The 13,566-nt window shown below is 67.8% G+C and carries 12 protein-coding genes; all 12 read right to left on the bottom strand.

Annotation, left to right across the window (positions count from 1 at the left end):
- The 12 genes from APAU_RS05195 to APAU_RS05140 all read right to left on the bottom strand — a co-directional run bounded on the left by APAU_RS05195 (window position 1) and on the right by APAU_RS05140 (window position 13,456).
- Complete coding sequence (locus tag APAU_RS05195; RefSeq protein ID WP_006300654.1) at window positions 1–1,122, bottom strand: ParB/RepB/Spo0J family partition protein; 1,122 nt, start codon at window positions 1,120–1,122, stop codon at window positions 1–3.
- A 113-nt stretch (window positions 1,123–1,235) separates the two neighbouring features.
- On the bottom strand, window positions 1,236–2,588 hold the full coding sequence (gene dnaB / locus APAU_RS05190) for a replicative DNA helicase (RefSeq protein ID WP_006300653.1): 1,353 nt from the start codon (window positions 2,586–2,588) through the stop codon (window positions 1,236–1,238).
- Window positions 2,585–3,031 (bottom strand): 50S ribosomal protein L9, encoded by a 447-nt coding sequence (gene rplI, locus APAU_RS05185; RefSeq protein WP_006300652.1) that lies wholly within the window; start codon window positions 3,029–3,031, stop codon window positions 2,585–2,587. The genes dnaB and rplI overlap by 4 nt, the downstream gene beginning before the upstream one ends.
- Window positions 3,028–3,987: a YybS family protein gene (locus APAU_RS05180; protein ID WP_006300651.1), complete on the bottom strand. Its 960-nt coding sequence runs from the start codon at window positions 3,985–3,987 to the stop codon at window positions 3,028–3,030. Before APAU_RS05180 ends, rplI begins: the two co-directional genes overlap by 4 nt.
- Window positions 3,988–4,083: 96 nt before the next feature.
- Entirely contained in the window at window positions 4,084–4,326 is a 243-nt protein-coding gene (gene rpsR, locus APAU_RS05175; RefSeq protein ID WP_006300650.1) for a 30S ribosomal protein S18, read from the bottom strand.
- Between the two features lie 18 nt (window positions 4,327–4,344).
- Entirely contained in the window at window positions 4,345–4,866 is a 522-nt protein-coding gene (locus APAU_RS05170; RefSeq protein WP_006300649.1) for a single-stranded DNA-binding protein, read from the bottom strand.
- A gap of 17 nt (window positions 4,867–4,883) precedes the next feature.
- Window positions 4,884–5,168 carry a 30S ribosomal protein S6 gene (gene rpsF / locus APAU_RS05165; RefSeq protein WP_006300648.1) on the bottom strand — a complete coding sequence of 95 codons (285 nt, stop codon included), beginning with the start codon at window positions 5,166–5,168 and terminating at the stop codon, window positions 4,884–4,886.
- An 82-nt stretch (window positions 5,169–5,250) separates the two neighbouring features.
- Window positions 5,251–5,550, bottom strand: coding sequence for a hypothetical protein (locus APAU_RS05160; protein WP_006300647.1), 300 nt, complete (start codon window positions 5,548–5,550; stop codon window positions 5,251–5,253).
- Window positions 5,551–5,556: 6 nt separating this feature from the next.
- Window positions 5,557–7,233 carry an arginine--tRNA ligase gene (argS, locus tag APAU_RS05155; RefSeq protein ID WP_006300646.1) on the bottom strand — a complete coding sequence of 559 codons (1,677 nt, stop codon included), beginning with the start codon at window positions 7,231–7,233 and terminating at the stop codon, window positions 5,557–5,559.
- 75 nt (window positions 7,234–7,308) lie between these two features.
- Complete coding sequence (locus APAU_RS05150; RefSeq protein ID WP_006300645.1) at window positions 7,309–9,156, bottom strand: hypothetical protein; 1,848 nt, start codon at window positions 9,154–9,156, stop codon at window positions 7,309–7,311.
- A gap of 19 nt (window positions 9,157–9,175) precedes the next feature.
- On the bottom strand, window positions 9,176–11,863 hold the full coding sequence (gene secA, locus APAU_RS05145) for a preprotein translocase subunit SecA (protein ID WP_006300644.1): 2,688 nt from the start codon (window positions 11,861–11,863) through the stop codon (window positions 9,176–9,178).
- 186 nt (window positions 11,864–12,049) lie between these two features.
- Complete coding sequence (locus APAU_RS05140) at window positions 12,050–13,456, bottom strand: tryptophanase (protein WP_232207769.1); 1,407 nt, start codon at window positions 13,454–13,456, stop codon at window positions 12,050–12,052.
- Window positions 13,457–13,566: the final 110 nt, after the last annotated feature.

Genomic DNA, 13,566 nt, shown 5'->3' with positions numbered 1-13,566 from the left:
CTAGTCCCCCTTCGACGAGGCCCCTTGGGCCTTCAGGTCCACGATGATCTCCACCACCAGAGCGTTCTGAGCCAGCTCCCGCACCTTCCACTGGGCGGGGATGCCCCGGGCCCGATGCTTGTTCACCAGGGCGGAGAGATCCTGGAGCAGCTCTCCCGTGGGCCCTCCCGGGCCCGCCAGATGACCGGGCAGCCCCGAGGGCTTGGCCCGGCGTCCCCGTCCCGAGACGGGGCGATCCTCTCGATCCACCTCCACCAGCCGTTCCAGGTCTCGGACGTTCAGGTCCTCCTCGATGGCCCGGTAGGCCAGGCCCCGCTGCTGCTCCGGGGCGAGAGGAAGGAGGGCTCGGGCCTGCCGTTCCCCCAGACGGCCCGCCACCACCAGCTGCTGCACCTCGTCGTCCAGCTTGAGGAGACGGATCTTGTTCGCCAGGGCAGCCTGGGAGCGCCCCAGGCGTCGGGCCAGTTCCGTCTGGCTCCACCCCGTCCGGTTGATCAGATCCTCCAGACACTTGCCTTCCTCGATGGAGGACAGGTTTCGGCGCTGGAGATTCTCCACCAGGGCCAGAAGCTGCTGGGAGAAGGGGTCCACGTCCATGACGAGGGCGGGGACCGTCTCCAGCCCCGCCTCCTTGGCGGCCCGAAGCCGCCGCTCCCCTGCCACCAGCTCGTAGCCGTCCTCCACGGGACGCACCAGAAGGGGCTGAAGCACTCCCACCTCCCGGATGGAGTCCGCCAGCTCCCGGATCTCCTCCTCGTCCATGTGGATGCGAGGCTGGTAGGGATTGGGGCGCACCCGAGTCACGGGGATATCCTTCATGCGCCCTTCCCGGGGAGGTTCGGGAGAACCGGCGTTCTCTCCGGGGGAGGGGAACCGAGAGGCCTCCGGGGGAGGGGTCAGCAGCTGCGTCTCGTCGGGGGTGACCCCCGGGGACGCCGGTTCCTCCTGAAGGATCTTGCGGTCCACCGCCGCCTCGGTGGCCTCCAGGGCTTCCAGGGCCTCCACGAGTCGGGTGTCGATCTGCTGTTTCGCCTTCTTCGACTCCGCAGGGAGTTCCTCGGAGGTCTCGCTCTGAGGACTCTTCAGGAAACGCAGGACGTCCCACATCTTGTCCACCGCCACGGGAGTACCTCCTTTGCCGCCGACGGGAAACCCGCCGACACCACGGCCCATAGATTACCCAAAAGGAATCCGCCTCGAACCCGCCGTTTTCCCGATCTTCGGGACAGGATCTCCTAGGAGACCCCGGCATACCTCCGTTCCATGCCTTCGAAACGAGCGTACTCCCGGAGGAAGATCAGGTCCACCTTCCCCGTGGGACCGTTACGGTGCTTCGCCACGATGGCCTCCGCCTGGGGATTCGCCTCTCCCTGCTCCCGCTCGTAGTACCCCGGCCGATACAGCAGCACCACCAGGTCCGCGTCCTGTTCGATGGCCCCGCTGTCCCGCAGATCCGAGAGCTGAGGGCGCTTGTCGTTGCGCAGTTCCACCGCCCGGGAGAGCTGCGACAGAGCCAGCACGGGGACCCGGAACTCCCGGGCCACCCCCTTGAGGGACTTGGAGATCTCCGCCACCTCCTGCTGCTTGCTGTCCACCCTCTGGGAGAGGCTCATGAGCTGGAGGTAGTCCACCACCACCAACCCCAGGCTGCCCTGCTGGGCCAGGAAACGGCGGCACCGAGCCCGAAGCTCCAGGGTGGAGAGGAGGGAACTGTCGTCGATGAACAGGGGCGCCTCGCTCAGGGTGCCCGCCGCGGCGGCCAGGTTCTCCCAGGCGCTCTCGTGGAACCGGCCGGTGCGGAGGTCGTGGATGTTCACCTTCGCCTCCGAGCCCAGAAGACGCTGGGCCAGCTGTTCCGCCCCCATCTCCAGGCTGAACACCAGCACGGGAAGCCCGCCCCGGACCGCCGCGTTCTGGGCGATGTTCAGGGCCAGGGCGGTTTTCCCCATGGAGGGGCGGGCCGCCAGGATGTTCAGGCTGCCGGGCTGAAGGCCCCCGGTGAGGCGGTCGAAGTCGTCGTACCCCGTGGGAACCCCCGTGACCAGGGCACCCTGGTGGAACCGCTCCTCGATCTCCCGGAAGGTGACTCCCAGGACCTGGCGCAGGGGACGGACGGTGGAGGTGGAGCCGCTGCCGGCGATGTCGAAGACCAGACGCTCCGCCTCGTCCAGGGTCTCCTCCCGGTCCCGCTCCTCCGCGTAGCCCAGCCGGGCGATCTCCGCCCCCACCTGGATGAGGCGACGGTGCACCGCCTTGTCCCGCACCAGTCGGGCGTGGTGCTCCGCGTTGGCGGTGGTGGTCACCGCGTCCACCAGCCCGGCGATGAAGGGCTGCCCCCCCAGGCGCTCCAGGAGCCCCTTGCGTTCCCCCTCGTCCCAGAAGGTAAGGGCGTCCACCGCCCGGTCCTTCCGGGCCATCTCCTGCACCAGCTCGTAGGCCATGCGGTGTCGCTGGTCGTAGAAGTCCCCCGGCGAGAGGAGGTCCGTCACCGCCAGCAGGGCGTCCCGATCCAGCAGACACGCCCCCAGGACGGCCCGCTCCGCCTCCAGGTTGTGAGGGGGAACCCGGTCGAAGGAGGGGTCGGTCAAGCCTGAGCCTCCACGCTCACCGTCAGCTCCGCTTCCACCCCCGGGTGCAGGCGGATCTTCAGGGGGTAGACTCCCACCTGCTTCACCGCCTCCAGGCGGATCTCCCGTTTGTCCACCTTCACCCCCAGCTGGGCGGCCACCGCGTCGGCCACCTGCTGGTTCGTGACGCTTCCGAAGAGGCGTCCCCCCTCCCCCGCGTTGACCGAGAGGGCCACCCGCTTGCCTCCCAGTGCCTTGGCCTGTTCCCGGGCCTGGGCGGCCAAGCGGTCCTCCTTCACCTGGGCGGCCTTGCGGTGATCCTCCAGGGCCCGCACCTTGCCCCCCGTGGCCTCGTCCGCCAGCCCGCGAGGGAAGAGGAAGTTCCTGGCGTACCCGTCGGAGACCTCCAGGAGGTCCCCCTTCTTGCCCAGCTTGCTCACGTCCTGTTTCAGAATGACCTTCACGCTTCCCGCCTCCCGAAACGGGACCGCAGGTCCCACCACATGTCCACGATGCCAAGAAGCAGGGCACCGTGAGAAAGCAGGGGGATCAGCATCCCGAGGATGAAAACCGTCATGCGGCCGGCGATGCGCCAGCCCCGTGCCTCCAGAAGCCCCCAAACCACCGCGCTTCCCTGAAGGAAGAAGAGCATCTGCACCACCAGGCGCAGGTTCACCCCCGTCTGGAGAAAGACCCGGGGGGCATCGGGCCGGGTTCCCAGGAGGGCCAAGAGAAAGGATACCAGGAGAGCCCAGAACACGCTTTTGGGAAACCGCCACTGCCCGAAGGAGGGCAGGGGCGGCAGCTCCACCTTCCCCAGCCGCCGCACCACCGCGGCCGTGACCACGTAGGAGAGCCAGCAGTCCAGGGCGGAGGCCATGGTGAGAAGCGCCGGGAAGAGCAGGGGCATCATCTTCAGGGTGGCGGTCATCTGTTCCTTCATGGCCTCCATCCCCGCGCCCCCCATGCCGTGGGCGGCGTAGAAGGCGAAGACCTTTTCGGTCATGCGCTGCATGGTCTCCGCGTCCAGGGAGAAGGGGTTCACCCCCGTGAGTTTGGTGGCCAGGAGGATCAGCAGCAGCTTGCTTCCCAGGGAGACCAGAACCCCGTAGAGGAGGATGTCCACCGCCCGGTTCTGCTTGCGGGCCAGGTAGCCCAGCCCCACCCCCAGGACGCCGAAGCCCAGGGAGAAGAAGAGAGCCCCGGGAAGCCCCATGAGGGCCGCCACCAGGAGGGTGGCCACCCCCATGCCCAAGACGGCGGTGCGCAGGTTCTGCCGCAGCCCCAGCACCACCAGGGGGGCAGGGCAGAGAAGGGCGATCCCCAGTCCCACCACGGGCAGGAAGTTGCTGGCCAGGAAGAACACCACCGCCAGGGCCACCAGCAGGGCCGACTCGACGAGGGAACGGGTTGGGGTCATGGGTCGCCTCCCTTGGGGATCCGCGTCGTCGCGGTCCCCGCATACTGCAAAGGGGGAGCCGTCCGGCTCCCCCTTGGTTCGTCCACTGGGGTGGTGCTAATCGGCGGTGAAGGGAAGCAGAGCCAGGATGCGAGCCCGCTTGATGGCCCGGGTGAGCTGCCGCTGGTGCTTGGCGCAGGTCCCGGTCACGCGACGGGGAACGATCTTGCCCCGCTCGGTGACGTACTTGCGGAGCTTCTCGAACTCCTTGTAGTCCACCCGCTGCACCTTGTCCACGCAGAAATGGCATACCTTCGGCCGCCGCTTCCGGCGCTTCCGGTTGTTGTATTGGTTTTCCACCTTCCGGTCCACTCCTTTCTAGAAGGGGATGTCCACGTCCCCGGGAGTTCCCTCGTCGGGGATTTCGGAGAAATCCAAGGGAAATTCGTCGCCGAAGCCCTTCTCATCCCGAAGGCTTCCCAGGTCCTCCTGGGGCGCCGCAGCCCGGGGCGCTCCGTAGGAAGGGGCGGAGGCGCGGAAGGGTTCCCCCTCCTCGTCCCGCTTCCCTCCGGGAAGCAGGGTGAGGGAGTCGGCCACCACTTCCGTGACCCAACGATGCTGCCCCGTCCGGGCGTCGTCGAAGTCCCGCACGGACAGGCGACCCTCCACCAGGACCGGACGGCCCTTGCGCAGGTACTTCTCGCAGATGTCCGCGCTGAAGGACCAGGCCACCACCTGGATGAAGTCGGTGTGGTTCTGGATCTCCCCGGTCTTGCTCTTCCACTGGCGGCCCACCGCCACGGTGATGCGGGCCACCTTCTGCTTGCTGGGGGTATAGCGCACGTCCGGGTCCTTGGCCAGGTTGCCCATCAGGATGACCTTGTTGAACCCACGGGACACGTCGACCCCTCCTCGGACTACTTCTCGTCCCGGCTGATCACCAGATGCCGCAGGATCTGGGGCTTCAGGCTCAAGACCCGCTCCATCTCCCGAATCTGGGCCGGATCGTGTTTGAAGGTGTACAACACGTAGACGCCTTCGTTCTGCTTCGCGATGGGGTAGGCAAGACGACGCTTGCCCCAGAGATCGAACTTCTCGACCTCCGCCCCCAAGCCGCGCAGCACCTCCACATACTCCTCCGCCACGGTCTTCGGATCTTCCAGATCCGCCGTGAGGATGGTCACCAACTCGTAAGGTCGCACGACATTCACCTCCTCCCCTCGGACTTAGGCCTCTCCTCGATGGAAGAGGCAGGGACGTACGGCAAGGCATTATAGGGTTTCGTCACCGTTTCCGCAAGGGATCGGCGGAGACCACCTCGATGCGGTAGACCTTCTCCCAGGGCAGGAAGAGGTTGAACTCTTCCCGGGCGAGGCGTCCCACCCCCTCGGGGGTGCGGTAGTAGCGGATGCGCTCCTCCAGGATCTGGGTCTGCCGGGTGATGCGGATCAGCTCGTCCATCCTCCGGTCCAGGGTCGCGGTGAGCCGTTCCACCCGACGCATCTCCAGGAGGAAGGACGTGGCCGTGATGGCCAGCAGCAGTGTCGCGGCGGCACAGAGAAAGACCCAGCGCAGCCGCGGCACGGGGGATCACATCCTCTCGGGAGCCCGGACACCCAGCAGGCGCAGGGCGTTCACCAGGGTGATGCGGGTCGCCTCCAGGAGGAGCATCCGGGCCTTGCGGAGAGGTTCCTCCACCCCCAGGATGCGGGCGGCGTTGTAGAAGCCGTGGAAGGCCTCCGCCAGCTCCTGGGCGTAGTAGGCCACCCGGTGGGGCTCCAGGCCCTCCGCAGCCTTGCGGATCTCCTCGGGGAAGCGCGCCAGCACCGTGGCCAGGGCCAGCTCCTCCGGGGTGGACAGGAGGTTCGGGTCCAGGTCCTCCGGCGTCGGGGAGGGCAAACCTCGGGCCTCGGTCTCCCGGAGGATGCTGCAGATCCGGGCGTGGGCATACTGGACGTAGAACACCGGGTTGTCGGAGGAGGACTTCTTCGCCAGCTCCAGGTCGAAGTCCAGGTGGCTGTCGCAGCGCCGCATGACGAAGAAGAACCGGGTGGCGTCCACCCCCACCTCGTCCATCACGTCCTGGAGGGTGATGAAGGTTCCCGCCCTCTTGGACATGGACACGGGCTCGCCCCCCCGGAGCAGGTTCACCAGCTGGATGAGCATCACCTGGAGGTCCTCCGGATCCCGCCCCATGGCGGACACGGCGGACTTCATCCGGGGGATGTAACCGTGGTGGTCCGCCCCCCAGACGTTCACCACCAGGTCAAAGCCCCGGTCGTACTTGTTCTTGTGGTACACCACGTCGGAGGTGAAGTAGGTGGGGGCCCCGTTGGACCGGATCATCACCCGGTCCTTGTCGTCCCCGAAGGCGGTGGAGCGGAACCACACCGCCCCGTCGGCGTCGTAGGCGTAGCCCCGTCCCTTCAGAGCCTCGATGGCTCGCTGGACCTGATCGTCCTGGTAGAGGCTCTTCTCGGAGAACCACACGTCGAAGACCACCCCGAAGGCCTCCAGGTCCCGGCGGATCCAGTCCAGAACCCGCTTGGCCGTGGCGTCGGAGAACCGAGGCAGGGCCTCCTCCTCCGGCAGGTCCGCCCAGCCGGGCCCCTCTTCCTCCAGGATCTGCCGCGCCAGGTCCGTCATGTACTCCCCGTGGTAGCCGTCCTCCGGCAGGGGCGCCTCGTCTCCCCTGCCCAGCAGTTCGAAGTAGCGGCTCCGGGCGGAGCGGCCCAGAAGTTCCATCTGGAGCCCCGCGTCGTTGATGTAGTATTCCCGCTCCACCTTCCACCCCGCGAAGGCCAGGACGGAGGCGGCGATGTCCCCCACCGCGGCCCCCCGGCCATGGCCCATGTGCAGAGGCCCCGTGGGGTTGGCGCTGACGAACTCCACCTGCACCTTCCGGCCCCGGCCCACGTCCACCCGGCCGTAGTCCTCCTTCTGGTCCAGGATGCGCCCCACCAGCTCCTTCACCCAGACCGGGGAAAGGGTGAGGTTCAGGAACCCGGGACCCGCCACCTCCGCTCCTGCCAGGAGGTCGTCCTTCCCCAGGCGTTCCGCCAGCTGGGTCGCCAGGTCCCGAGGGGACAGGGAAAAGGTCTTCGCAAGCTGCATGGCGGCGTTGCAGGCCCAGTCCCCCTGCCCGCTTCGTCGGGGACGCTCCAGGAGCACCCGGAACCCTTCGGGAAGGGCGGTTCCCTTCTCCTGGGCCAGGGAGGCCAGGACGGCCTCCACCTTCTTCTGCAGCGCCTCGCGCATGTCTTCCATCACAGTGAACCCCCTCAAACAGGAATCTCGCCTTGGACCCGCGTCTCGGGCCCGCCACCCGCCCTTAGGGCCGGGTCATCGTCTTCGCAGGGGGATGCCCTGCTCCAGGGTGCGCAGGACCTGAACCAGCTGCTCTCCCAGGGACCGGGCACGGGAGGCGTCCACGCTTCCGCCCTTCACGGTCCAGCGGTTCTCCGCTTCCAGGGCCCCCTTCTTGGGCCACACCAGCAGCTTCTGCTGCAGGGGACCTTCCCCCTTGGCCAGAGGCGGGGAGGACAGCATCTCGTACCCCGGGGGAAGGGTCAGGCTCACGTTCTGCTCCAGCACGAAGGGAAACCGAAGGTGGTAGGGCGCCGGGGTCTTCAGCAGGTTCTCCAGGGCCGCGGGAACCGCCGTAGGCAGCCGAAGGAGCTGGTCCGCCCCCTGCACGATGCCCAGGGCACCCCGGACCTGGGAGCGGACCCGAAAGCCCGTCGCCAGGGTCTCCACGGAGGAGTTCTTGAAGCTCAGCCGAGGACCGGAGAGGAGAAGCCTCCGGGCGATCCACCCGTCCAGGTCGTCCCTGCCCGGAATCCCCTCCGGGGCCAGCAGGTCCACCCAGGCTCCCCGGACGGTCATCTCCAGGGTTCCCTCCCCCACCCCCAGTTCGGAGAGGACGTAGTCCCACCGGACGGAGAGACGATGGTCCTTGGCGTCCCCCCGGGGCAGCTCCCGGGAGAGGACCTTCGTCCCCTCCAGGCGGTAGAGGGTCTGGCCGTAGAGATTCGGGGCCAACTGCCCCAGGGCCGCCGCCTGTCCGGGGAAGAAGAAGGTCTCCTTGACTCCCGGAGCGGAAAGTTCCAGCACCGGCCTCCTCCAGAGGCGGTCCGTGGCGGGGCCGTCCTCCTTCACCGGGAGGAGGGGCTGCCACCACACCGCGACGTTCCAGCCCAGTTTGCGCAGCCAAGAGGCAGCCAGGAGGGTCCGTTCCCCCTCCGTCCAGGGCCCCAGCTCCGGCGGACCGGGTCGGATCAGGTCCCAGGGAAGACCGGGCAGGGCGGGGACCCCCGCCAGGTGCTGGATCAGCTTGTCCCCCCTCTGGGCGACGTTGGGGGAACGCCCCACGGAACTCCAGGAGGAGGGCAGGGGGATCGTCCGAAACCCCGCCTCCACGTCTCCCAGGGAGGCCAGTGCCCCCACCAGCCCCTTGCGCAGGCTGAAGGCCAGGGTGGGCCTTCGGTCCTCCACCAGGGAGCCCACCTGCCAGGGGGCCTGGTTGCGCACCGTCCACTCGTAGCGGTCCGCTCCCCGGTCTGAGGTCTTCTGAGGTTCCCCCACCCCCTTGCCGGACCAGTGGAGGAGCTTGTCCCCCGGGACGTCCACCCGAATGACCTGCTCCCACACGGGCAGATCCAGGGCCAGGAAAAGCACCCCCTCCACGTTGGTGCGGCCGGGAAAGCGCTGCACCGTGGACAGGGCCACCACCCGCCCCGCCGCCTCGGGGGGAATGCGGACCTCCAGGAGGTCCACCCCCGAGCCGGAAACCCGGCGGGGGGAGAGGGCCCCCTCCTTCTGTCCCGTCATGGGGTTATACCAGGCCGCCTCCTCCACCAGGGCGGACCCGCCCTGGGGCACGGGTACCCGCCAGAGACTCCAGGACTCGGGGAGCTTCTCCCCCGCCAGGATCAGCCAGCGTTCCCCCCGCTCCAGGGTGCCGTCCGCCAGGAGGCTGTACCGGGCCTCCCGAAGCCAGACCACCCCGGGGGATTCGGGGAACGCCGCCAGGGAAGGGGCTTCGGAGGCAAGGCGCCCCAGGTCCCGGGGGACGTTCCAGCGTTCCTCCCCCCGGGCGGAGCCCGGCCCCGCCAGAAAGGCCAGGAGGAGAAGCGCCCCCGCTGCCCAGCGGATCCGTCCCATCTTCCGCGTTCCCTCCGTCCTCACCATGACCGGCCGCTCCTTTCGGTCACTGGCCCCGGCCGCAGCAGTGCTTGTACTTCTTGCCGCTGCCGCAGGGACAGGGGTCGTTGCGTCCCACCTTGGGCCCCTTGTGGATCGGGGCGGTGCGGGTGGCCGTGGCCAGCTCCCCGGGGTTCTCCAGGTCCCCCGGAGCCCCCGCCGCCTGGGGCGGAAGGAGGAGATCCCGGCTCTCCCGGAGGTTCCGGTTGCGGCTTCGGGGCCGATCCTCCACCACCGAGACCCGGAGGGCGAACTCCGAGAAACCCTCCCGGACCCGTCCCAGCATCTCCTTGAAGAGGTTGAAGGACTCGAACTGGTACTCCACCAGGGGGTCTTTCTGCCCGATGGCCCGAAGGCCGATGCCCCGGCGCAGTTCGTCCATGGCCAGGAGGTGTTCCTTCCAGTGGGTATCCAGCACCTGGAGGATGAGGAACCGGAAGAGGGCGTTGGCCGTGTCCGTCCCCAGCTCCTGCACCTTGGCGTCGAAGCGCCGCCGCACCTCCCGAAGGACCTGTTCCTTCGCCTGCTCCATGCCCTCCCGGGTGGTGGCCCCCTCCAGGGGTCCCTCGATGCCCGGGCCGAAGAGGGACTTCAGGTGCAACGCCGCCGGGGCGGGGTCCAGGACCCCTTCCTCGTCGGGAGCCCGATCCAGGACGGAGGTGACCGTGTCCGCCAGGAGGGACCAGGCCCGTTCGATCAGGTCTTCCGCCTCCAGGATCTCTCCCCGTTCCTTGTACACCGCTTCGCGCTGCTGGTTCATCACGTTGTCGTAGGACAGGAGCTGCTTTCGGATGTCGAAGTGCATCTCCTCGACCTTTTTCTGGGCGTTCTCGATGGCCTTGGAGAGGAAGGAGTGTTCCACCGACTCCCCCTCCTCCATGCCCAGCTTGGTCATGAGGCCCTGGACCCGGTCGGAGCCGAAGAGGCGCAGCAGGTCGTCTTCCAGGGACACCAGGAAGCGGCTCTCCCCCGGGTCTCCCTGACGGCCGGAGCGGCCCCGGAGCTGGTTGTCGATGCGCCGGGACTCGTGGCGCTCCGTGCCCAGGATGCGCAGCCCCCCCGCCTGGATCACCCGGTCCCGCTCCTGGGCACAGAGGGTCCTTTGGCTTTCCAGAAGGGCCTCGAAGCCCCGGGGATCCTGGACAGGGTCCAGCCCCTGGCGGGTCGCCTCCTCCCGGGCCAGGAAGGAGGGGTTGCCCCCCAACAGGATGTCCGTGCCCCGGCCGGCCATGTTGGTGGCCACGGTGATGGCGCCGAAGCGCCCCGCCTGGGCCACGATGGCCGCTTCCTTGTCGTGCACCTTGGCGTTGAGGACGTGGTGGGGGACCTTGCGGGCCTTCAGGAGCTTGCTCACCCGCTCGGAGTGTTCGATGGAGGCGGTTCCCACCAGGACAGGCTGGCCCCGTTTGAAGCACTCCTCCACCTCCTCCGCCGCGGCGTTGTACTTCTCCCGCTGGGTCCGGTAGATCACGTCGGGGTGGTCGGTACGGATCATGGGGTTGTGGGTGGGGACCACCACCACCTCCATGCCGTAGATCTCCTTGAACTCCTCCGCCTCCGTGGCGGCGGTGCCGGTCATGCCCGCCAGCTTGTGGTACATGCGGAAGTAGTTCTGCAGGGTGATGGTGGCCAGGGTCTGGTTCTCCCGCCCCACCTGGACGCGCTCCTTGGCCTCGATGGCCTGGTGGAGCCCGTCGGAGTAGCGCCTCCCGAACATGAGCCGCCCCGTGAACTCGTCCACGATGACGATCTCTCCGTCCTTCACCACGTAGTGCACGTCCCGCTGGAAGAGATGGTGGGCCTTCAGGGACTGCACCACCTTGTGGGCCAGCTCGGAGTGGCCGTAGTCCGTGAAGAGGTTGGGGAGCTTGAGGATCTGCTCGCACCGGGCGATGCCCCCCTCAGTGAGGGCCACGTTGCGTTCCTTCTCGTCCACCTCGAAATCCGTCCCCGCCGTCAGGGAACGGGCGCAGGCGTCGGCGGTGCGGTAGGGCTCGGTGCTTTCCTCGGAAGGACCGGAGATGATGAGGGGGGTCCGGGCCTCGTCCACCAGGATGGAGTCCACTTCGTCCACCAGGCAGAACCGATGGCCCCTCTGGACCTGCTGCTCCCGGGAGAGGGCCATGTTGTCCCGCAGGTAGTCGAAACCGAACTCGCTGTTGGTGCCGTAGGTGATGTCCTGGCGGTAGGCGGCGAAGCGGTCCTCCGACTCCATGAAGGGCTCGATGACCCCCACGGAAAGTCCCAGCCCCCGGTAGACGGGGCCCATCCATTCCGCGTCGCGCTTGGCCAGGTAGTCGTTCACCGTCACCACGTGGACGCCCTTGCCTTCCAGGGCGTTCAAGACCACCGCCAGGGTGGCCACCAGGGTCTTGCCTTCCCCGGTCTTCATCTCCGCGATCTTGCCCTCGTGGAGGGCCATGCCTCCCATGAGCTGGACGTCGAAGTGCCGCAGCCCCAGGGTACGAACCGACACCTCCCGAACCCGGGCGAAGGCCTCGGGCAGCAGATCGTCCAGGGTCTCTCCTCCGTCCAGGCGCTCCCGGAAGACCGTCGTCGTGGCAGCCAGCTCCTCGTCGGAGAGGGCGGACACCTGCGCCTCCAGCGCGTCCACGGCCTCGGCGGCTCGGCGGTACCGCGCCAGGGCCCGATCGTTGGGGTCCAGCCCCAGGACGCGCAAAACTCCTTTGAGCATCGTTCTTCCACCTTTCCCAGGTCCCTCTTGCACAACCAAGGCCAAACGCCTCGGGGAGGGGCCTTTTCTTCCCCTCGTGGGACGGGGGACGGCCCCCATTATAGCTTGGTCCCCAGAGGGGTCAAAACAACGAGGCCGACCCCCCGGGGAGGTCGGCCTCGCGGACCCGTCGAAGGGTCGGAGGATCTAGAACTGCACGGGGTGCAGGTGCGCCAGGAAGTGGTGCAGCCCCTTGGCCGCCGGGGCGAAGCCCACTTCCAGGCCGTAGCGGATGCGGTCCCGACGCTTGTACACGTCCACGATGGACTGGGCCACGTACTCCATGTGGCTGTTGGTGTAGGTGCGCCGGTTGATGGCCAGGCGGAACAGCTCCAGCTTGGGGTAGACCGTCTCGCCGGTGGCCTCGTCCTTGGTGGCGAAGGCCAGGGCTCCCAGGCCGATGCCCCGGATGGCTCCCTCCCGGTAGACTTCCACCGCCAGCACATCCGCGGGGTAGTACTTCTGGGGGATGTGGGGCAGGAAGGCGGCGGCGTCGATGAAGATGGCGTGCCCCCCCGCGGGCTTCACGAAGGGCACCCCGCCCTCCTCCAGCAGGTCGCCGAGGTAGGCCACCTGGGCCACCCGGTGGGCCAGATACTGCTCGTCCACCATCTCCCTCAAGCCCTGGGCGAGGCACTCCAGGTCCCGACCCGCCAGACCGCCGTAGGTGGCGAAACCCTCGCAGAGGATGACCCGGGGGAGGATGCGGTAGTACAGGTCCTCGGTGCGGGTGCAGACCAGCCCGCCGATGTTCACCAGGGGGTCCTTCTTGGCGGAGACGGTGATGGCGTCGGCGCAGTCCATGCAGGCCCGGAGAATCTGGCCCACGGACAGGGACTTGCAGGCCTCTTCCCGCACCTTGATGAAGTAGGCGTTCTCCGCCATGCGGGCGGCATCCAGGAAGAGGGGGATCTTGTGCTTCCTCGCCACGGCGCTGACCTGACGCAGGTTCTCCAGGCTCACGGGCTGACCGCCGCCGGAGTTGTTGGTGATGGTGACCATGATGAGGGGGATCTTGTCCCCGTAGGTGGCGATGGCCTTCTCCAGCTTGGGGATGTCCACGTTGCCCTTGAAGGGATGGCGGCACTCCGGGTCGAAGGCCTCGTCGATGACGCAGTCCACCGGTTCGGCCCCCACGTTGAAGATGTGAGCCCGAGTGGTGTCGAAGGGCATGTTGAAGGGGATCTTGTCTCCCGGCTTCGCCAGGGAGCCGAAGGTGACGTTCTCCGCCGCCCGGCCCTGATGGCAGGGGATGACGTAGTCGAAGCCCAGGACGTCCTTCACCGCTTCCTTGAGGGCGTAGAAACTGGTGGCTCCGGCGTAGGCCTCGTCCCCCTTCATGAGGGCGGCCCACTGGTACTTGCTCATGGCTCCGGTCCCGGAATCGGTGAGAAGGTCGATGTACACGTCCTCTCCCCGGAGACCGAACATGTTGAAGTGCCCCGTCTTCAGGGCCTCTTCCCTCTGCGCCGCGTCGGGGATCGACACGGGCTCCACCATCTTGATGCGGAACGGTTCGGGTTGGATGCGTCGGACCATTGCGAAAACCTCCATGGGCTGGTCTTCAGCTCGCCTTACAACCGCCTCGTCTCGGCTGGGTTGCCTAAGGCAAGCCTAGCAGTTTGTCCCCGGGCGCGCAAGAGAAACGGGGGACGGCACGTCGC

The organism is Aminomonas paucivorans DSM 12260 (genome assembly GCF_000165795.1).
Taxonomy (GTDB): Bacteria; Synergistota; Synergistia; order Synergistales; family Synergistaceae; genus Aminomonas; species Aminomonas paucivorans.
Note: the sequence above shows the minus strand (reverse complement) of the source record. Positions and strands in the feature narration are given on the sequence as shown.

Excerpts from the sequence above, each read along its gene's own strand:
- APAU_RS05180 (WP_006300651.1), bottom strand. The coding sequence starts at position 3,987 with ATGACCCCAACCCGTTCCCTCGTCGAGTCGGCCCTGCTGGTGGCCCTG.
- argS (WP_006300646.1), bottom strand. The coding sequence starts at position 7,233 with ATGGAAGACATGCGCGAGGCGCTGCAGAAGAAGGTGGAGGCCGTCCTG.
- APAU_RS05150 (WP_006300645.1), bottom strand. The coding sequence starts at position 9,156 with ATGGTGAGGACGGAGGGAACGCGGAAGATGGGACGGATCCGCTGGGCA.
- secA (WP_006300644.1), bottom strand. The coding sequence starts at position 11,863 with ATGCTCAAAGGAGTTTTGCGCGTCCTGGGGCTGGACCCCAACGATCGG.
- APAU_RS05140 (WP_232207769.1), bottom strand. The coding sequence starts at position 13,456 with ATGGAGGTTTTCGCAATGGTCCGACGCATCCAACCCGAACCGTTCCGC.